Source organism: Clostridium ljungdahlii, assembly GCF_001636845.1.
Taxonomy (GTDB): domain Bacteria; phylum Bacillota; class Clostridia; order Clostridiales; family Clostridiaceae; genus Clostridium_B; species Clostridium_B ljungdahlii_A.
In genome coordinates, this window is record NZ_LITT01000063.1 from 18,465 (window position 1) to 39,460 (window position 20,996).

The window sequence follows — 20,996 nt, forward strand, 5'->3', positions numbered from 1 at the left end:
TTCTCCCGCTAATGATTTAGGTTTCTATATACTTATTTTATTAACTATTACCTTCCTCGATTTATCATATCATATCTCACTTATATTGTAATTTGATTTTTGATTTTCTTCAAGCTAATTTTTATACTTTTTTTTATTTTTTCTTTTAATACTATAAATAAGGTATTGAAAAGGATATATTATTATATATATAAATACCCTAAATAATCTTCCCAATGCTCTGAAGAATTTATTATGTAATTCTATAAGCAAATTGCTGAAAAACTTCAAATATAAACATATACCTATACCCAATAGAATATACACATACATTCCCATATAGGCATAGTTTGTATACATTAAAAATATAAATACAATTATGGCTGTAAATACCCAAAACAGGGTATCCTCGATAAACGTTATTATTTTATTTAAATCTTTAAACCCTCTTATTAGTCTGTAAAAATCAAATAATATTCCCGTTATTATTCCTGCTGTAAGGCTAAATATTATAAGTCGAATTTGAGTACTTATTGATATAATCATACTAATCCTTTCATGATAACGTGATTTTATTTAAACATTTTTGATATTAAACTTTGGTTCTTTTTTTTCGACTTATTATTAGTATATACACAAGAATTTACCATACCCACTATAATTACATCTCCATTTTGTACATCTAACTTATTCATCTTTAAACTTTTGCCTTTAATATTGAGGGTTCCAAGATTAGTATTTAAAACTATTTGATCTTCATTAAAACTTACTACTTCAATAACACCAGTTAACATTAACTTTTTTCTATTTTCAAGACTTAATAAGCTTTTCTTATCTTCTACACTTATTTCTTTTTTTTCCATAAAACATCCCCTCCACCTATAATAAATATATGTAGCCATTGGGGATTATATTACTTTCTATTTTAAATCTTATTCAGTTGAAATTATCCTATACATACTTTGAACGTTCTCTTTTGTAACATGAGCTGCAATATTTAAGATTTCTGCCTTTAAACATTTATTAGCATATTTGATTTCTATTATATCCCCTTCTTTGACTTCAACACTAGGTTTGGCCACTTTTCCATTTATAGAAACCCTTCCACCTTCACATGCTTCTTTTGCTACAGTTCTTCTTTTTATTATTCTAGATACTTTAAGGTATTTATCTAATCTCATACAAACTCCCCTTTAAAACAGAAAACCTAGATTTTCACCCAGGCTTTCTGAAAAATACATTATTTATTTACTCTATCTTTAAATTCTTTACCAGCTTTAAATACAGGAACTGTTGATTCAGGTATTTTTATTTCTTCCTTAGTTCTAGGATTTCTTCCAATTCTTTCAGCTCTTTTTCTTGTTTCAAAGGTTCCAAACCCTACTAATTGAACTTTATCTCCCTTTTCTAATGTTTCTTCTACACTTTCTATAAACCCTTTAAGAGCTGCCTCTACATCTTTTTTTGTTAATTTTGACTTTTCTGCTATACCTGCTATTAATTCTGATTTATTCACTTTTTTTACCTCCTCTTATTTTCATAGATAAATGTGTAAAAATATTCACAAATATCTTTACGGCTAATTTTCGGTCATCATTAACCAATTTTTTCTAATTAAGCTTTTGAAAGCAATAAATATTGTATACTATACAAAAATATTTAGCAACTTACTATGTAATTTATATGTACTTAAAAGTATTCATCACTTTCTAATCTATTGAATATACTTACATGGATATAGTAGCATATTCTGCATTAATTAAAAAATTCCTTCTTTTTGCATATAAAAAATTAAATTTATATATTTTTAGCCTTTTCCCAGAGTTCATCCATTTCATTTAATGTCATGTCTTCCATATCCAGTCCTTTTTCTCTGGCGCCTTTCTCTATATATGCAAAACGATTTATAAATTTCTCTATAGTATAATTTAATGCAAATTCAGGGTCAATGTCAAGGAATCTGGCTACATTTACACAAGCAAATATTAAATCTCCTATTTCTTCTACTATTTTTACCCTTTCCTTGCTTTTATATACATCCTTTACTTCATAATATTCCTCTAATACTTTATCTAATGCACATTCAACTTTGTCCCAGTCAAATCCAACCTTAGCAGCTTTTTTTTGAACTTTAGAAGCCCTCATCAAAGCAGGTAAAGCTTGTGCAACATGTCTAAGTTCATCTGTATGAGTTTTAAGTCCTTGCTCCTTTTTCTTTAAAGCATCCCAGTTTGTTAGCACCTCCTCTGAATTATTTACCTCTATATCTCCAAATACATGTGGATGTCTCTTTATCATTTTATCACATACACCATTAATTACATCATTAATATTAAAAAATCCTTCTTCTTTTCCTATTTGAGAATGGAAAACTATTTGAAATAACACATCTCCCAGTTCCTCCACAAGTTCAACATCATCTTTTTTATTTATAGCTTCCAGTACTTCATAGCTCTCTTCTATAAGATATTTTTTTAGACTCTCATGGCTTTGCTCTTTATCCCAAGGACAGCCTTCTTGACTTCTTAATTTCTCCATTACATCTAATAAATCTTTTAAATCATATTTGCACTCTAAATTTTTAGGTATATAAATTGATGTCAAATAGTCTATATCCTCTTGTCTGTCCAACTCATACAATTTTATTTTTCTTATGCTTTCCCTGTCCTTAATTCCCGCAGCTCTTATAAAATATATGTCTGCATCGTCTCCATAATAATCCATAAGACTTAATTTTACTTCAGATGCAATTAGCCTATCATATACTTGAGTTATTATAGTACCTACCCTTTTATCTAATGTTTCGTGTTTTATATCAAAAGCATCTATTATCTTTATTCCTTCAATAACATCTATATTTAATTTTTCTGCAATAACATCTATAAAGCTAACCGATGGTATTATATCCACATCTACGGAATTTTGTTCACACAATTTTAACAATAATTTTACAGATTTTTCTGCTACCAGAGGATGTCCTGGTACTGCATAAATTATTTGATGAAAACTTTTTTCTTTTAATATTAAATCTTCTGCTATGGATCTATATACATCTTCAAATTTCTGTTTTTTTTCATATAGATGATCATAGGTTTCAAAACTTATACCCAATTTTCTTAAGTAATCCACAGTAGGATGTTTCTCCGTCCTCAAATATACTTTGCTCACATCCTTCAGTGCATTAACGGCACCTATTGTAAGGGATTCTATGGATCCTGGTCCCAGACCTACTACCTTAATCATTTGTAAATCCTCCTTTAGGCATTTTCAAAGAAATAACTAGTCAGTATGCTAGGATATTTTTTATCATACTGTGTCGGTAGAACCCTTAGATAGGATTCACTATCTGCGGAACCTGCCTCCTTGTCTGATAAAAAATACCCGTCGCATCTTTGACTTGTTATTTTCTTTCAAATGCCTTATTTTTTTAAGAATCTCCTTTTTATATAACTGTATTTGAATATTCCAAATATAACTATGATTGGTACATATATAATCACACCGGCAATTACAGCTAAAAAACAAGCTATTCTACTATTCATGCTATAATTATAGACATATAAATATATAATTACAACAGCTGCCATCATAAAAATGGATGCAAATGCGGGTTTAACCATAGTTTCAAAATAATTTACACGAATTTTTAATTTCCTGCTTAAAAATATTATGTTTAAAATACAGGTTGCAATATATCCTCCTATACTTCCTAAAACAGCTCCATAAATATTTATATAAGGTATTGGCACAAGAAATAGGGTTATAACTATCTTTATGATGCATCCTAACGCCAAATTAGCTACAGGCCTAATATAATGTCCAATGCCCTGCAGCACAGCTGTAGATGTCTGAACAAGTACGATAAAAGGAATAGACAATGCTGAATATTGAAGTATATCAAATCCTGCAGATTGACCTGGAAAAATTAAATCCAGAATAGGGTGTGCTAGAACATATAATCCAATGGTAGATGGAATTGCAATAACCATAGAAATTTTAAAAGACAAATCCACCTTATTTATGACATCAACTTTTCTATTTAATATATACGATTCTGCAATTATTGGCATCAAAGAAGCACATAGTGCTGAAGATATTGTTAGTGGTATATTTATAAGCACAAATGCTTTTCCAGTAAGCTGTCCATATAATATAGCAGCTTCCCTATATGTAAATCCAGCCTCCAATAACTTCTGAGGCACCAAAGCCGAATCTATAAGACTCATTATACTGCTAACTGCTGCTCCTAAAGATACTGGAATAGCTATATAAAGCAGTTTGCTCAGTACATCCTTATTATCTGCAACTTTAAATACGCTTATTTCTTTTCTTACATACATATACTTTGCTATTAAATATATTCCTCCAAATAGTCCTCCTGCTGCCGCCCCTAATGCTGCCCCTCCTGCAGAATACTCTATACCTTTAGGCAATAGCAAATATGCAAGTCCCACTCCTACTATTACTCTGCCTATTTGTTCTATAATTTGAGATACAGCTGTATAATTCATATTTTGAAGGCCTTGAAAAAATCCTCTGAAAGCGCTCATTATGGATATAAATATAGGTGCAAATGCAATGGCAATTAAAGAATAGTAGGATTTTCTATCCCATTTCAAAAAATGTATAATTGGATTTGAAAATATAAGTAGTATAGCTGTAAAACCTGTTCCCAAAATAACCATTAAGAGTATAGATTTTCTAAGTACTTGAATTACCCCTTCATGATCTCCAACGGCATTTCTCTCTGATACCATCTTTGACACCGCTACAGGTATACCTGAAGCTGCAGCAATAAAGAACATATAAAGTGGAAATGACATTTGATAGTAACCCACTCCCTCATCTCCAATGAGCATTTGAAGTGGCCATCTAAAAAATAGTCCTAAAAATTTTGATAGTATACCCGCTGCCCCTAATACAAAAGTGCCTTTTATAAGAGATTGTTTTTTCATAAAAATACCTCCGAATGCTATAATTGCAAACAATTTGTTCCATGTTTATAATTATTTAAAACTCGAAGGTATTATTACTTTAAATGAATATTTTTTAAATTATAGTCAATAATGTCAACAGAATATAAATGGCAGCTAATGCTGCCATTATCTATTGTTCCATTTGTTTACCTAAAAATGATGATGCAGTTTCAGCTAGCTTTATTTCCATATCTCCAAAATTAGCTTTTTCTTTAGATACTATCATTACAGCTCCAATTGCATCACCTCCTGCTATTATAGGACATATAATTTGGGCTGAGTATTTACCCTGTACATCCTCATCATCATACAAAGGAATAATTCCATCTTCCTCCTTATCCCCAGCTATGGAAACCGTTTTTCTATTATCTATTAATTTTTCTAGTTCATTACTTATCTTTTTTCCCATATATTCTTTTTTAGGTATGCCGCTAATTGACACCATGCTGTCTTTATCACATATCATAATTATATTTCCTATAGTTTGTTGAAGTGATTCTGTATACCCTTTTGAAACATCACTAAGTTCTCCAATAGGGGAATATTTTTTTAATATAACCCCACCTTCTCTATCAGTAAATATTTCAAGAGGATCTCCTTCTCTTATTCTAAGAGTTCTTCTTATTTCTTTTGGTATGACAACTCTACCTAAGTCATCTATACGTCTAACAATTCCTGTTGCTTTCATACTATAATTCCTCCTATAAAATATAATATATAACTTGTATTATTATTATTTTTCTAAATATGCAATTTTATACACAATTGTTATTTAAATTAGAAAAAATAAAAAAACTGCAGCACAATTGCTACAGTTCTTTTATACCTATTTAAATAAAAATTAATTTACATAATATTATTTTCTTTTTTAGTTATACTTGCGGCCTTTTTCCATTCTTGAACTTTTTGAGAAACTAGTTTACTCTTTTGATCACTTTCCAGCTGCTTCTTTATATCATCTTTAACTTTGTTAAAATCCTTAACTGGATATTCTTGCTTTTTTATGCACTTGATTATATGATACCCGAAACTACTTTGAACTGGATCTGATATAGCATCTTCTTTTAATGCTTTTGCTCCTGCCATAAATTGAGCATCATATCCTGAATCGTTATAATTTACAAATCCTAAGTCTCCACCTTTATCTTTAGTAGCGGCATCCTGAGAAACTTCTTTTGCAACCTTTGCAAAATCCTCTCCCTTATCTAATCTTGCCTTCACTTTTTGTGCTTCATCTTTTGTCTTTACAAGTATATGAGCTAAATGCATTTTATCAGGCTGCTCTGTATACTTATCCTTATTTGCATTGTAATAGTCTTTAACCTGTTTGTCTGTTATCTTTACACTTTTTGCAAGGTAATTACTTATGTTTGTTTCTATCGCTTGAGTTTTCAATTGTGCTAAAAACATAGTCTTAAATGATTCCTCAGTAAATCCCTGTGCTTTTAATGCTGCATCAAATTGACTTGTATCACCTTTAAAGTTCTGCTTTTTAATATCATCAATCTTTTTATCCATGTCTGATTTTAATTTACCTTCATCTGGCAGAAGCTTTAACTCTTTAGCTTTTTGTTCAATTACTTTAGTAGTAATCATATTGTCCAGTATCTGTTCTTTTTGGGTTTTAATAGCACTAGTAGCTTCATCATTTTTTGCATAGTCTGAACCATATTGTTGTTTAGCTTGACTTAGCAATTGAATTGTATTTGGATCTTTATCTAAATCACCTCTTGTGATTTTTTCTCCATTAACTGTTGCCACAGTACTATTGGCTATAGCTTCTGGTGTTTTTTCTATCATATTACATCCTACAGTTGAAAATGCGAACACTGTTACAAATGCAGCAGCCACCAACCTTTTTATATTCTTCACGGTTTATTCCCCCACTCTTTTTGTGTTTTACAAAATATAAATTAATTTTAACACAAAACTATTTTTACTACAAAGCTATTTTTGTTCATATATTTTTAGCATATATTTCACAATTTCCTTAATATGATGCAAAATATCTTCTCTCTTTACATTTTTTAATTTATATCCAAACCCAGGTTTTTTATTCATCTTCAGCATAAACTCATGTGGATAAGTTTTAAACAGTTCCCTAAGCACATTTTTGTCAACCCTATCCTGATCTTGAAATGAAAAAACAACTTCGTCCTTTACTTCTTTTATCTCCTCTATTCCAATTTTCTTACTCATACTTCTTATATAGGCTATATCCATCAGGTTGTATACTGAAGTTGGTATATCAGAGAATCTATCTTCCAATTCCTCTTTTATATCAAGCATATCATCATAGGAACTTATAGCTGCTATTTTCTTATATATTTCTATTTTCTGAACTTCACTCTTTATATAATTATCAGGTATATATGCATCTATTTTCAATTCTACGGTAGTTTCTACAGGTTCTTTGTCTATATCTCCTTTTATAAGCTTTATAGTATCTTCCAGCATTCTACAATAGAGATCATATCCTACGGCAGCCATATGACCATGCTGTGATGCTCCCATCATGTTACCTGCACCTCTTATTTCCAAATCTTTTAGTGCTATTTTAAACCCAGATCCAAGTTCAGTAAATTCTTTAATAGCTTTAAGCCTTTTTTCTGCTACTTCCGTAAGAACCTTATCTCTTCTATAACTCAAGTAACAGTAAGCCATTCTATTAGTTCTTCCAACTCTTCCTCTTAGTTGATATAGTTGTGATAAGCCCATTTTATCAGCATCATATATTATCATTGTATTTACATTCTGTATATCCATACCGGTTTCTATAATAGTAGTTGCCACTAAAATATTATACTCATTTTTCATAAAATCAACTATTATATTTTCAAGTTCCCTTTCTTGCATTTGTCCGTGAGCTACAGCCACTTTTGCTTCTGGAATTAGTTTGGCTATATAAGAAGCCATTTCTTTTATGCTCTCAACTCTATTATAGACAAAATAAACCTGTCCTCCTCTATTTATTTCTCTTAATATGGCGTCTCTTATTAATTGATCATTATATTCCACTACATAAGTTTGAATTGGATATCTTTCCTCTGGAGGTGTCTCTATAACACTTATATCCCTAGCCCCTACGAGAGACATATGCAGGGTCCTAGGTATCGGTGTAGCACTTAACGTAAGTACATCTACATTTTTTCTAATCTTTTTGATTTTTTCCTTATGACTTACTCCAAACCTCTGTTCCTCATCTATTATAAGAAGCCCCAAATCTTTAAATTGTACATCCTTTTGTAATATTCTGTGAGTACCAATTAATATATCAACGTCTCCTACTTTAACTGCCTTTATGGATGCTTTTTGCTGTGCTGTTGTTCTAAACCTGCTTATCATATCTATTTTTACAGGAAAGTCAGAAAACCTTTGAACAAAATTATTATAATGTTGTTGTGCAAGTATTGTAGTTGGAACTAAAAATGCAACTTGTTTTCCATCCATAACAGCCTTAAAAGCAGCTCTTACTGCTACTTCTGTTTTCCCATATCCTACATCCCCACAAAGTAATCTGTCCATTACCTTATCTGATTCCATATCTTGCTTTATATCCTGTATGGTTGTAAGTTGATCTGGTGTCTCTTCATAGGGGAACTCATCCTCAAACTGTTTTTGCCATACTGTATCCTTTGAATACTTATAACCTTTTAAAGTAGACCTAATTGCATATAATTTTACTAAATCTTCAGCTATTTCCTCTATTGATTTCTTTACTTTTTTCTTAGCTTTAGCCCAATCTGATCCTCCCAATTTACTTATTTTGGGACTCTTTCCTTCAGAACCTATATATTTTTGTACCATATCCAATTGTTCTACAGGTACATACAGTTTATCTTCAGAGTCATATATGAGTTCCAAATAATCCTTCTTGTGACCTTGAACTTCCAGCTGCTTTATTCCTTTGTATATTCCTATACCATGATTTACATGTACTACAAAATCCCCGGGCTTAAGTTCTGTAAAACTTTTTATTTTGCTTACTCCCTTTTTGAGAGCCTTCCTTGTATTCTTCTTTTTTGCTTTACCAAAAACTTCTTTATCTGATATAACTCCTACTTTAAAATCTGGATATTCAAAGCCTTTGAGTTGACTTCCAAAAGTTATAACAACTTCCCCTGATTTAATCTCATGAATAACATCTCTATAGCTACTTTCTATGCCTCTTTCCCGTAAAGTGTCTGCCAATCTTTCTCCTCTAGGTCTTGTTCCAGATAAAATCAAAATTTTATAACCTCTAGACTTCTTATCCTTTATATCCTCAATAAGTAGATCCATCTGTCCTTGGTAACTATTTAAAGTTATCTGAGAAAAATTAGTTATAGTTTTAGGTTGAATAACTTTAGAGGACTTAGCAATAGCATCTAATGTCATAATTTCCTTATTTTTAAGTTCTTCAAGTAAATCAGATTTTGCACATAACATTTTACTCTGTTTGGGAAGTATATTTCCCTTTTCTAAAAGGCTTTTATAATTTTCTTCAAATTCAAAATATACACTATTTAATTTCCCAGAGCACCTCTGTACATCATCCATAACTATAAAATAGTCCTTAGCATAATCAAGGAAAGAAGCAGGCTTATCATAAAAATATGGAAGAAAACTATCAATATTTTCGAAACTCCAGTTCTCCTCTAAATTCTCTAAGTTTTTCTTTGTTAACTCATCTATTCTATCTAATGCTTCCTTATTCTTGCTTTTTTTTAATTTCTTTTCTACTAGAGCTGCGTCATCTTCTATACTTTTTCTTCCCTTTTGAATCTTATCCTTATCAAGTATAATCTCTTTAGCAGGAAATATTTCTATACTGTCTATTTTATCAATACTTCTCTGCGATTCTAAATTTAAAGTTCTAATAGATTCTACTTCATCCCCAAATAGCTCTATTCTATATGCTTCTGCAGCTATTGGTGAGTATACATCCATTATGTCACCTCTTATGGAAAATTGGCCTTTTGAATCCACAATTTCATTTTTTTCATAACCACCTTGAACCAATTTCTCACTTATATCTTTTAAATTTAAAACGTTGCCTACAGATATGTTAATTATATAATTTTCATATAACTCTACAGGTATATATGTAGATGCTAGAGATTCCACACAAGTTATTATAATTTTTCTACCTGTATCTATCATTTTCCTTATTACTTTTAACCTTTCCCACCTCAGGTCTCCCGATATGGCATCTATATTATAAAATACCATCTCTTTAGTAGGAAAGTAATATACTTCTGCTAAATAAAGGGATAGATCTTCATATAGTTTTCTGGCTTCTACATCACTATGAGTAACAATTAGGAAAGGCTTGTCTATTTCGTTATACACTCCATATATTAAGTAACTTTTAGCTGACTCTGAAAGTCCAAATACCCCTATAGGGAATTTTTTTTTGCTTATTCCATCAATAATATTTCTAAATTCTCTGCTTTCCCTCATAGGTTTTATAAGTCCATCTAATCTCATTTTAACAACCACCCTATAAATTTTATTCATCTGACTCTAGATAAATATTTCACTTAAGTTTTTTAATTTAACGCACAACAACCGTTAATCTCTTTGTTTAAAGAGATTATACGGTATCAATTGAATTATTTTGTATAAGCTTTATATTCTTAATCCATTGAACTTATTCATAGCTTCTTCTACTCCACAATTTATGAGACATTCCAATACACCTGCGCTAGTTTCTAAAACTTTTTCTATATCATTTCTTTCATTTTTGTCAAATTTTCCCAAAACATGAGATACAAGATCCCCTTTAGGCTGTCCAATCCCTACTTTTATTCTTGGGAATACATCTGTACCTAAATTTGCTATTACGCTCTTTATGCCATTATGTCCTCCAGCACTTCCATGTTTTTTTATTCTAATCCTTCCAATTTCAAGATCTATATCATCGTATATAATTATTATATTGCTGCTTTTTATCTTAAAAAAATTTGCAGCCTCTATTACACTTTCTCCACTCAAATTCATATAAGTACTCGGTTTTAATAACATTACTTTATTATCTGCTATTATGCCTTCTCCATAAGTTCCTTTAAATTTTTCCCTATTTATAGGAATATTATACTTACTACTTATTAAATCTACAGCATCAAATCCTATATTGTGTCTTGTATGCTGATACTTAGTTCCTATATTTCCCAATCCAACTATTAAAAACATTATTTCACTCCAATCTCAATACTATGTTAAATCCATTACATAATATATATTATACTAAAAGACATAAATAATAAAGAGACCAAAAGTCTCTTTATTTATTTCCATTAAATTCAGAGAGAACTACTTCCACTTTTATAGTCTTACCGTCTCTCCAAATTTGAGCCTCAACCTTTTCTCCAACTTTATGACTTTCTATTATTTCTTCTATATCTGATGCATCCCTTACCTTTTTACCATCTACCTGCATTATTATATCCGTAGGCTTTATACCAGCAACAGCAGCCCCACTACTTTTTTCTACCTGTTCAATATAAACGCCCTGAATCTTATCATCCTCTGACACTACACTTTCTCCAGATATACCTAGATAAGGCCTCGATACTTTTCCACTGTTCATAAGTGATTTTATTATACCCTTTGCTTCATTTATATCTATAGCAAAGCCCATTCCTTCTGCATTTAAATTGGCACCTATTTTTAAACTATTTATACCTATAACATTACCTTGTAAATCACAAAGAGGTCCGCCACTGTTTCCTGGATTTATAGCTGCATCTGTCTGAATAACTTTATATATCGATCCATTGTACTCTATTTTCCTGTTTAATGCACTTATTATTCCTGCTGTAACAGATCCCGCAAACTGCTCTCCTAATGAATTTCCTATGGCAATCGCAGTATCGCCAACCTTCACTTTTGAAGAATCTCCAAGCCTAACTACGGGAAGGTTTTTTGCATCTACTTTTATTACAGCTAAATCGGATCTTTGATCTGTTCCTAACACAGAAGCATTTAATATCTTATTACTTGAAAGCTTAACAGTAATTTTATCTGCTCCCTGCACTACATGATAATTAGTAACTATATATCCATTGGAATCAATTATTACTCCAGATCCACTTCCTGCATCCTGCAGTCCAAAATACCCTTCTGATTTATTACTTATTCCTACTACTGCAGGCCCAACAGTTTCAGCTACTTCTGTTATAGAATTTTCTTTCGTGTTTTCAGATTTATCTTTTACTTCACTTTTATCTTGCTTTGGTTCAACTAACATTTGATTATCAGGTGTATACATTTTAGAGGCTTGTTTTTTATTAATTACATATGCTCCAGATATACCTCCAGAAACTGCAGCTACTAGTATAACACAAAATAAACTGGCTATTTTTTTTATATTTGACCTTTTCTTACTATTTACAAACTTTATTTTTGCCTGATCATCTTTTACATTTTCCCAATTAGCATCTTTTATGTTATCATCATTCATTAATTACACCTCATAATCTCTAAACTTAGAGTAATTATAATAAAAAAGTTTTACACAAATATGAACAGAATGTAATGATTCCTTAAACCCTCTTTAAAGTGAAAGTAAATACAATTCCCTTAGGCTCCTTATTTTCAACCCATATATCTTCACCTAATTGAGTAAGTATACTTCTTACAATAGAAAGTCCAAGCCCTGTACTCACTTTTGAAGTTCTGGATTTGTCAACCTTATAAAACCTATCCCATATATGTTTTAAATCTGAATCCGGTATACCTGGTCCATCATTATAAACAGATACAACTGCCTTTTCACCTTTAACTTTAGTTGAAACTTTTATATTTCCACCAATATCTGAATATTTTATAGCATTATCCACTAAATTTGTAACCACTTGAGTTATTCTGTCTTTATCTGCAGCTACATACAACTTATTATCTTCCAGCAATACATCTACTTTTAATTTCTTATTATTTATTTTAGTTTCAAATTTTATAACACATAATCTTATAATCTCATTTATATCTACTTCTTCTATTCTAAGTTTAAATTCACCGGCTTCAATTGCAGACAAATCCAAAAGATCATTTACAAGCCTTGTAAGTCTTTGTATCTCTGAATAAGTAACTGATAGATAATAGTTCTGTTTTTCCGCTGGAATAACTCCATCAATCATTCCCCCAATAAATCCTTTTATAGAAGTTATTGGAGACCTTATCTCATGAGATACATTGGATATAAACTCTCTTCTATGCTTTTCTACTTTTTCTAATGAATCTGCCATAATGTTAAAGGATTTCGCAAGTTCTCCAATTTCATCTTTGGATTCTATATGAACTCTCTTTTCAACTTCTCCTTTAGAGATCTTATCTGCTACATAATTTATTTTTTTAAGGGGATTTATTATTATTTTTTGTGATAAATAGTAAATTACAATGCAACATATTATAATGGCCAAAACAGCTGATATCCATATAATTTCATACACTCTCTTTAGAGGGCTCTTTAATTCACTTATAGAAGTATGCATCATTATAGCACCTCTGAAAACTCCATTTGAAAAAATAGGTATTTCAAATGTATGAACTGGAGTTGTAAATATGCCTGGGTAATTTTGTATCTTATTAACTGTTTTGTTCTCTCTAAGATCTTGTAAATCTTTAGTAACTATTTGTCTAGAAGTAGCTATCAGTTTTTTATGCTCACTTTTTGATACAGAATAGATATATCCATAATTATCCACTAACCATATATCTGCTGATAAATACTTTCCTATGTAACTTAAAGTTTCATTTATATTATCTGAAGTCAAATTCCCATTTAAATACTGTATAGCTTTATATTCTATAAGCTGAGATTCTCTAAGCATCTCTACTTTTCTCTGTTGAAAATAATAACCTTCAAACCAATAGGATAAAAAACCTGATGTCATTACAAAACTAACTATAATGATTCCAGTAAATGCAACCATAAGTTTTGAAAATAACCCCTTTTTCATTTACTTCACCTCAAATTTATATCCTACACCCCACACAGTTTCTATTTGCCAATTTGGTCCTCCTTGAAGCTTTTCCCTTAATCTCTTAACATGTACATCTACAGTTCTAGAATCTCCTGGATAATCGTAACCCCAAACTTCACATAAAAGTTGTTCTCTAGTAAATACTCTGTTTTTATTACTTGCAAGATAATGTAGTAATTCAAACTCTTTAGGTGGCATTTTTATTTCATCATCTTTATAAACTACTGTATATGAATTTATATCAATAGTTAGCTGATTAAATTTTAGTACTTCCTTGTTTTCGTTATCCACACTATACCTTCTAAGTACCGCCTTAATTCTAGCTAGCATTTCTTTGGCTTCAAAAGGCTTAACTATATAGTCATCTGCTCCCAATTCAAGGCCTAAAACCTTATCAAAAGTTTCTCCTTTTGCAGTAAGCATAATTACAGGAGTTTCATATTCTTTTCTTATCCACTTAAGTACATCTATTCCATCTATATTGGGAAGCATTATATCTAAAAGTACTAAATCTGGTTTATATTCTAAAAACATAGCTTCCGCTGTCCTACCATCATTAACCACCTTTGTCTCATATCCTGCACTTTCTACGTACATTTTTATTACTTCACATATATTTTCATCATCATCTACTATTAAAATTTTACCTATAGACCCTTCCATAATTTTACCCTCCTAAATAAATATTGATATATGAATACCTCATCAATCATCTTATCTGTAATAAACAGATTTCCTATATTAAATTTATCACATATTTTTGTATAAATAATAATATATTATCAAAAGTTACAAATAAGTCATAAATACTAAGTACACTTTAATATTTCCAATTAAAAGGCATGTAGAATACATTTTCTACATGCCTTTTAATTCTAATCTTCAAATAATTTACTTACAGAAACATCTTCATATATTCTTTTTATAGCTTCCGCAAATACTGGAGCTATAGATAGTATCTTAAATTTATCCAACATTTTGCTGTCAGGTAAGTTTATAGTATTCAACATTACTAGTTCTTTTATAACAGAATCTTTTATTCTCTCTATTGCTGGCCCTGATAATACTGCATGTGTGCAGCAAGCATAAACTTCTTTTGCTCCACGTTTCATGAGAGCATTGGCACCATTTGTTATTGTTCCAGCTGTATCTATCATATCATCCACTAATATAACTGTTTTTCCTTCTATATCTCCAATTATATTCATTACTTCTGATACATTAGCTTTTGGTCTTCTCTTATCAATAATAGCTATACTTGCATTTAACTTGTCGGCAAATTTTCTTGCCCTTGTTACACTTCCAAGGTCCGGTGAAACTACAACTATATCATCTCTCTTGTCAAATTCCTTTTGTATAAAATACTTTGCAAGAATAGGTGCTCCCAAAAGATGATCTAAAGGTATATTGAAATATCCTTGAATTTGTGCTGCATGTAAATCCATTGTAAGTACTCTGTCTGCTCCAGCAGCAGTTAATATATCTGCTACAAGTTTTGCTGTAATTGGATCTCTTGCCTTAGCTTTTCTGTCCTGTCTAGCATATCCGTAATAAGGCATTACTGCAGTTATTCTCCCTGCTGATGCTCTTTTAAATGCATCAATCATAATTAAAAGTTCCATCAAATTATCATTTACAGGGTCATTTGTTGATTGAACTATAAATACGTCCATTCCTCTAACTGTCTCATTAATATCTACAGATATTTCTCCGTCACTAAATGTAGAAACTTTAGAATTTCCAACTTTAGTTCCTAAAATATCCGCTATTTGCTTAGCTAATTCAGGATGAGAATTGCCTGCAAAAATTTTAATGTTTTTACCATGGGTTATCATTATGTAAAGCCCTCCTAAAATTTTATTTCTTTAATCCTTTTTTATATACCCAATTTTCCTTATTTATTTGTCGTGCCCTAGCTACTGCTAACGCTCCTTCTGGAACTTCATCTGTTATTGTAGAACCTGCTGCTATATAAGTATCGTCATTAACTTTAACTGGAGAGATCAAATTTGTATTGCATCCTATAAATGAATTGTTTCCAATTAACGTCTTATTCTTTTTCTTTCCATCATAATTTACTACTACAGTTCCACAGCCAAAATTGCATCCACTTCCAACTTCAGCATCTCCTATATATGTCAAATGAGACACTTTTGTCTTGTCCCCTATAGTTGACTTCTTTACTTCCACAAAATCACCTATTCTTACAGACTTACCTATTGTACTTTCAGGCCTTATGTATGCAAAAGGTCCTACAGTAGTACTTTCCCCTATAGTACTGTCTAGTATTACTGAACTTTGAATTGTTACATTATTTTGTATTATACTATTTTGTATTCTAGAATTAGGATACAATGTACAATTTTCGCCCACTACAGTATTACCCTGAAGTACATTCCCAGGATATAATATAGTATCTTTACCTATTTTAACGTCTAACTCTATGTAAGTATTATCAGCGTCAATAAGAGTAACGCCATTTTCCATATGTTTTCTATTTATTCTTCTTCTCATAATTCTTTCAGCTTCTGAAAGCTGAACCCTTGAGTTAACTCCCATAGTCTCCTCAAATGGAATTGGTAATGCTCCAACTTTTTTTTCTTGACCTTTCAATATTTCTATAACATCAGTCAAATAATATTCTCCTTGAGCATTATCATTATGTATTTTATCTAAGCTTTCCGTTAAGCTCTCTATATCAAAACAGTACATTCCTGAATTTATCTCATTTACTCTAAGCTCTTCCTCTGAGCAATCTTTATGCTCAACTATTTTAGATACTTCTCCATTTTTTTCTCTAATAATTCTTCCATATCCAGAAGGATCTTTCACTAAAGAAGTTAGTATAGTAGCTTTATATCCACCTTCATTATGAAAACTTAGCATCTTTTTTATAGTATCCTCTTTTATTAAAGGTGCATCTCCTGTAAATATAGCTACAGTTCCCTTTTTATCCTTTAAAAAACTTGTCGAACATAAAACTGCATTTCCTGTACCCAATTGTTTTTTCTGAAAAGAATAACTTACATTCCTGCTTTCAGTATGTTTTTTTACCTCATCCGAACCTTTGCCGATTACCACATCTATATTTTCTATTTGTGCTTTCTTTACAGTATCAATAACTATATTCACCATTTCTCTTCCGCAAACCTTATGGAGTACTTTAGGATTAGATGATTTCATCCTTTTTCCTTCTCCAGCCGCCAATATTATAGCACAATTATACATTTTAACACCTCTTTATGGTTATAAGCTTCAATTTTATACATTATATTATTAAAACATCCTATAATATTATATTTTATATGAAAATTATTTGCAACCTTATAAATAACTTTCGGATAATAATTTTTAAATGTATCTTGAAATAGAAATAATTAAGGAATAATAAAAGGGAGTATAAATACTCCCTTTTATTATTCCTTAACCTTTTCTTCGGTAACAGTTTCTTCACTTTTTACTTTTTCATACTCATCAAGAATTGCCTTTTGTATTTTCTCCCTTGTTTGAGTATTTATAGGGTGAGCAATGTCTTTAAACTCTCCATCAGGAGTCTTTCTACTTGGCATTGCTATAAAAAGACCATTTTGACCTTCTATAACTTTTATATCGTGAACTACGAATTCGTTATCAAAGGTTACTGAAACAATAGCTTTCATCTTACCCTCTGCTGCAATTTTTCTTACCCTAACGTCTGTAATTTGCATATAAATCCACCTCCAAGATGCTTATGTATATACTATTCTCTATATTTTGTATTTTTCCTTCCTATTTTATTAAAAATAAATAAAATTTTTTGAAAATTTTATTAGTTAAACATTTCAGAAGGAAATAGAATTGCATTCCCACTTTCATCAATGCCTTTAAAATCAACTAGTGACACATAGTCTTCAACCAATTTGTTAGATATTCCTATATTGTCTATTAAAATTCCTATTCCTAAAAGTTCACTTTCAAATTCCTTCAAAAGATCTACTATACCTTTAGCAGTTCCTCCTGCTTTCATAAAGTCATCAATAAAAATACACTTACTTCCTTTCTTCAATGCTTTCTTAGACAAAGACATATTTTGAATTCTTCCTGTAGAACCTGATACATAATTTATAGTTAAAGTAGAGCCTTCAGTAAATTTCGTTTCCCTTCTTACAACTACAAGTTGGACTCCGAGCATTCTAGCTACTTCATAAGCTAGTGGAATTCCCTTTGTCTCAACAGTAACTACACAATCAATATCCTTTTCTATAAAAATAGATGCCAATATCAATCCGGCAGTGTATATTATCTTAGGGTTAAACATTATATCTGTCATATATAAAAAATTCCCTGGTATTATTCTTTCTCTATCTTTCAAAATAATACATAATTTTTCAGCAAATTCCCTTTTCTTTTCATTGGACATACCACATACATATTTAATTCCCCCTGCTGCTCCTGATACAGTATTTATTTTTCCCATGTCCAATTTATTTAAAGTATCCTTCACTACTACAATATCTTCACTCACAGTAGACTTTGCAGTATTAAACATTTCTGTGAAGTTATTCAAACCCATTATTTTATTAGGATTTTCAAGTAAGATTTTTGTTACTGCAGCTATTCTCTGATTTCTACTAAACTTTTGCATTCTATCACCCATCTATATAATTTTACGAATAATATGTTATTATTTTATTCTATTATTCATATTGTATTCTAAAAAATGTTATTTATCAACACCTATTTACTACAAGCTCAACTAGTAACTTAAGAATTTATCGCTTCAAAGTTTTTAAAAAGTTTAAAGTTCAAATATTGCAGATTAAAAATTATATCTATAAAGTTATGTTTTTTAATCAATTTTTGTATATAATTATTAGATGAGTTAGTTAAATTAAAGGAGTGATTTAGTTGTCATTTGATTTTATAAAAAATAAGAGAGTACATTTTATAGGTATAGGTGGAGTAAGCATGAGTGCTTTAGCTGAAATTTTATTAGAAAAGGGTTCTAAAGTATCTGGTTCAGATATAAAAACTTCTCCTGCAACAGAAAAATTAAAATCAAAAGGAGCTACAATTTATATAGGACAAATCAGTGAAAATATAAAACCAGATATAGATTTAGTTATATATACTGCCGCAATCCAAAAAAATAATGAGGAATTTTTAAAAGCTAAAACCTTGAACCTTCCTCTAATGTCCAGAGCTGAGCTTTTAGGTCATATAATGAAAGGTCATAAGTATAATGTAGCTGTAGCAGGTACCCATGGTAAAACCACAACTACATCCATGCTGTCATGTATTACCCTTAAAGCAGATTTAGATCCTACCATATTAGTAGGGGGAAACTTGGACAATATAAATGGTAATGTAAGAATAGGAAACAGTCCTTATTTCATTACTGAAGCTTGTGAATACAAAGGATCTTTTCTGAAATTTTTCCCATCCATAGGCGTAATTTTAAATATAGATGCTGATCATCTTGATTATTATAAAGACATAGAAGATATACAAAATGCCTTTATAAAATTTGCAAATCTAATTCCAAAAGAAGGATATTTAGTTGGTTGTGCAGACGATGCAAGGATGAAAAATGTTATATCAAACGTTAACTGCAGCGTATTAACTTATGGAATTAATACTGGTGACATTACAGCTAAAAATATACGTTTTGATGAAAAAAGTTGTGCATCCTTTGATATATATAAAAATGATGTTAAAATCTCATCTTTACATTTAAATGTTCCAGGTAAACACAATATATTAAATGCACTGGCAAGTACAGCTGTATCTTTAATCTTAGATATATCCACTGATAACATAAAAATGGGATTGGAAAACTTTAAAGGTACTCACAGAAGATTTGAGTTGAAGGGTAAAAAAGAAGGCATAACAGTAATAGACGATTATGCTCATCATCCTACTGAGATAAAAGCAACTTTAAATGCTGCTATAAATTACCCTCATAAGAGAATAATTTGTGTATTCCAGCCCCATACTTTTTCACGAACTATAAGCTTATTTAAAGAATTTACTGAGGCTTTCGACAACGTAGATGAGCTAATTTTGGCAAATATATATCCTGCAAGAGAAAAAGACACCGGCAAGGTAAGTTCTGCTATGCTAGCTGAAGAAATTGCAAAGCGCGGTATAAAGTGCACTAATATTCCAGATTTTAAATCCATAGTAGATTATTTAAGAACCGATTTAAAAGATGGAGACCTCCTTCTAACTGTAGGTGCAGGAGATGTATTTAAAGTAGGCGAAATGTATTTAAGCGAATAATTTGAGTGTAAAATGCCTCCAATAAGGTAATACTATAGATTAATAAACCTATTGGAGGTGTTTTATTTGAAAAATTTTTTAATATCTGCTTCAGTAGATGTAATCTTAATTCTATTATCATATTTTTTGTTTCAAAAAATAATAAGTGGCCCTACAAGACACAAACTATATAAAAAGTTCTTTAGTTCTTTTGCTAAATTTGTAATTTATATTTTTATAATCAGCATACTTTTAACAGGCATAACTGCACTAATATTATATAGAACCTCTTACATAGCTTATATAAATATAATATCACCAGCCCTAGTATCAGTACTAGTTGGATTTCTCATGTCTACAGTTCCTACAAGAGGCGAAGGCGATAATGAGGATAAAATGAGCATATGATATTTTATTTTTAATTAATAGTTAAGAATGAAGAATTAATAGTTAATGTGGATTTTTTTTCGTTACACTACAAAAAATCTTTAATTAAGTTTTTACCACTCGTCTTGCTAAAGCAAAACATTACTAAGAGGTGACTCATATAAATTTAAAGATTTTTTGCGATAGCTAAAAATCATCCTTCACTATTAATTTTTCATTATTAATTCTTAACTTAAATTATCCTGCATTGTGCACTGCAGTTTACAAGTATCTTGTCTTTTTTTTATATATGGTATAAAATAGCATATGAGCGGGGTGTAGCGCAGATGGTAGCGCGCTTGCTTCGGGAGCAAGAGGCCGCAGGTTCAAATCCTGTCACTCCGACCATTGATATAAATGGACTAAATATGATTTAAGCTTATTAATATTTTAGTAATACCCACCTTTC

At 30.6% G+C, this 20,996-nt stretch carries 19 protein-coding genes and 1 tRNA gene; 3 read left to right on the forward strand and 17 right to left on the reverse strand.

Going from position 1 to position 20,996, the window contains the following annotated elements; all coding sequences use genetic code 11:
* Positions 1-114 precede the first annotated feature (114 nt).
* The 17 genes from yabQ to purR form a co-directional block, all read right to left on the reverse strand.
* On the reverse strand, positions 115-525 hold the full coding sequence (yabQ, locus tag WY13_RS18215; RefSeq protein ID WP_063556998.1) for a spore cortex biosynthesis protein YabQ: 411 nt from the start codon (positions 523-525) through the stop codon (positions 115-117).
* Between the two features lie 26 nt (positions 526-551).
* On the reverse strand, positions 552-842 hold the full coding sequence (yabP, locus tag WY13_RS18220; protein WP_063556999.1) for a sporulation protein YabP: 291 nt from the start codon (positions 840-842) through the stop codon (positions 552-554).
* Between the two features lie 69 nt (positions 843-911).
* A complete protein-coding gene (locus WY13_RS18225; RefSeq protein ID WP_063557000.1) occupies positions 912-1,160 on the reverse strand; it encodes an RNA-binding S4 domain-containing protein in 249 nt (82 codons plus the stop codon).
* Between the two features lie 59 nt (positions 1,161-1,219).
* The gene (locus tag WY13_RS18230; RefSeq protein ID WP_013240739.1) at positions 1,220-1,495 is read right to left on the reverse strand and encodes an HU family DNA-binding protein; all 276 of its coding nucleotides are present in this window, start codon (positions 1,493-1,495) and stop codon (positions 1,220-1,222) included.
* Positions 1,496-1,776: 281 nt separating this feature from the next.
* Positions 1,777-3,222 (reverse strand): nucleoside triphosphate pyrophosphohydrolase, encoded by a 1,446-nt coding sequence (gene mazG / locus WY13_RS18235; RefSeq protein WP_063557001.1) that lies wholly within the window; start codon positions 3,220-3,222, stop codon positions 1,777-1,779.
* Between the two features lie 176 nt (positions 3,223-3,398).
* A complete protein-coding gene (locus WY13_RS18240) occupies positions 3,399-4,934 on the reverse strand; it encodes a putative polysaccharide biosynthesis protein (RefSeq protein WP_063557002.1) in 1,536 nt (511 codons plus the stop codon).
* Between the two features lie 151 nt (positions 4,935-5,085).
* On the reverse strand, positions 5,086-5,643 hold the full coding sequence (gene spoVT / locus WY13_RS18245; protein ID WP_063557003.1) for a stage V sporulation protein T: 558 nt from the start codon (positions 5,641-5,643) through the stop codon (positions 5,086-5,088).
* A 158-nt stretch (positions 5,644-5,801) separates the two neighbouring features.
* Entirely contained in the window at positions 5,802-6,827 is a 1,026-nt protein-coding gene (locus tag WY13_RS18250; RefSeq protein ID WP_063557004.1) for a peptidylprolyl isomerase, read from the reverse strand.
* Positions 6,828-6,902: 75 nt separating this feature from the next.
* Positions 6,903-10,424, reverse strand: coding sequence for a transcription-repair coupling factor (gene mfd / locus WY13_RS18255; protein WP_063557005.1), 3,522 nt, complete (start codon positions 10,422-10,424; stop codon positions 6,903-6,905).
* Between the two features lie 141 nt (positions 10,425-10,565).
* The gene (pth, locus tag WY13_RS18260; protein ID WP_063557006.1) at positions 10,566-11,129 is read right to left on the reverse strand and encodes an aminoacyl-tRNA hydrolase; all 564 of its coding nucleotides are present in this window, start codon (positions 11,127-11,129) and stop codon (positions 10,566-10,568) included.
* 91 nt (positions 11,130-11,220) lie between these two features.
* Positions 11,221-12,399, reverse strand: coding sequence for a S1C family serine protease (locus WY13_RS18265; RefSeq protein ID WP_063557007.1), 1,179 nt, complete (start codon positions 12,397-12,399; stop codon positions 11,221-11,223).
* 82 nt (positions 12,400-12,481) lie between these two features.
* On the reverse strand, positions 12,482-13,897 hold the full coding sequence (locus tag WY13_RS18270) for a sensor histidine kinase (protein WP_063557008.1): 1,416 nt from the start codon (positions 13,895-13,897) through the stop codon (positions 12,482-12,484).
* A complete protein-coding gene (locus WY13_RS18275) occupies positions 13,898-14,584 on the reverse strand; it encodes a response regulator transcription factor (protein WP_063557009.1) in 687 nt (228 codons plus the stop codon). It lies immediately after the preceding gene.
* Positions 14,585-14,796: 212 nt separating this feature from the next.
* On the reverse strand, positions 14,797-15,756 hold the full coding sequence (locus tag WY13_RS18280; RefSeq protein WP_063557010.1) for a ribose-phosphate diphosphokinase: 960 nt from the start codon (positions 15,754-15,756) through the stop codon (positions 14,797-14,799).
* 22 nt (positions 15,757-15,778) lie between these two features.
* Complete coding sequence (gene glmU / locus WY13_RS18285; RefSeq protein ID WP_063557011.1) at positions 15,779-17,149, reverse strand: bifunctional UDP-N-acetylglucosamine diphosphorylase/glucosamine-1-phosphate N-acetyltransferase GlmU; 1,371 nt, start codon at positions 17,147-17,149, stop codon at positions 15,779-15,781.
* A 188-nt stretch (positions 17,150-17,337) separates the two neighbouring features.
* Positions 17,338-17,628 (reverse strand): septation regulator SpoVG, encoded by a 291-nt coding sequence (gene spoVG, locus WY13_RS18290; protein WP_013240751.1) that lies wholly within the window; start codon positions 17,626-17,628, stop codon positions 17,338-17,340.
* Positions 17,629-17,729: 101 nt separating this feature from the next.
* Positions 17,730-18,545: a pur operon repressor gene (gene purR, locus WY13_RS18295; protein WP_063557012.1), complete on the reverse strand. Its 816-nt coding sequence runs from the start codon at positions 18,543-18,545 to the stop codon at positions 17,730-17,732.
* Positions 18,546-18,808: 263 nt separating this feature from the next.
* On the opposite strand from purR, the gene murC reads away from it, so the two are divergent.
* The 3 genes from murC (at position 18,809) to WY13_RS18310 (ending at position 20,935) form a co-directional block, all read left to right on the forward strand.
* A complete protein-coding gene (gene murC / locus WY13_RS18300; RefSeq protein ID WP_063557013.1) occupies positions 18,809-20,182 on the forward strand; it encodes a UDP-N-acetylmuramate--L-alanine ligase in 1,374 nt (457 codons plus the stop codon).
* Between the two features lie 66 nt (positions 20,183-20,248).
* On the forward strand, positions 20,249-20,569 hold the full coding sequence (locus WY13_RS18305; RefSeq protein WP_063557014.1) for a hypothetical protein: 321 nt from the start codon (positions 20,249-20,251) through the stop codon (positions 20,567-20,569).
* Between the two features lie 290 nt (positions 20,570-20,859).
* Positions 20,860-20,935: transfer RNA gene (locus WY13_RS18310), tRNA-Pro, on the forward strand.
* Positions 20,936-20,996 lie beyond the last annotated feature (61 nt).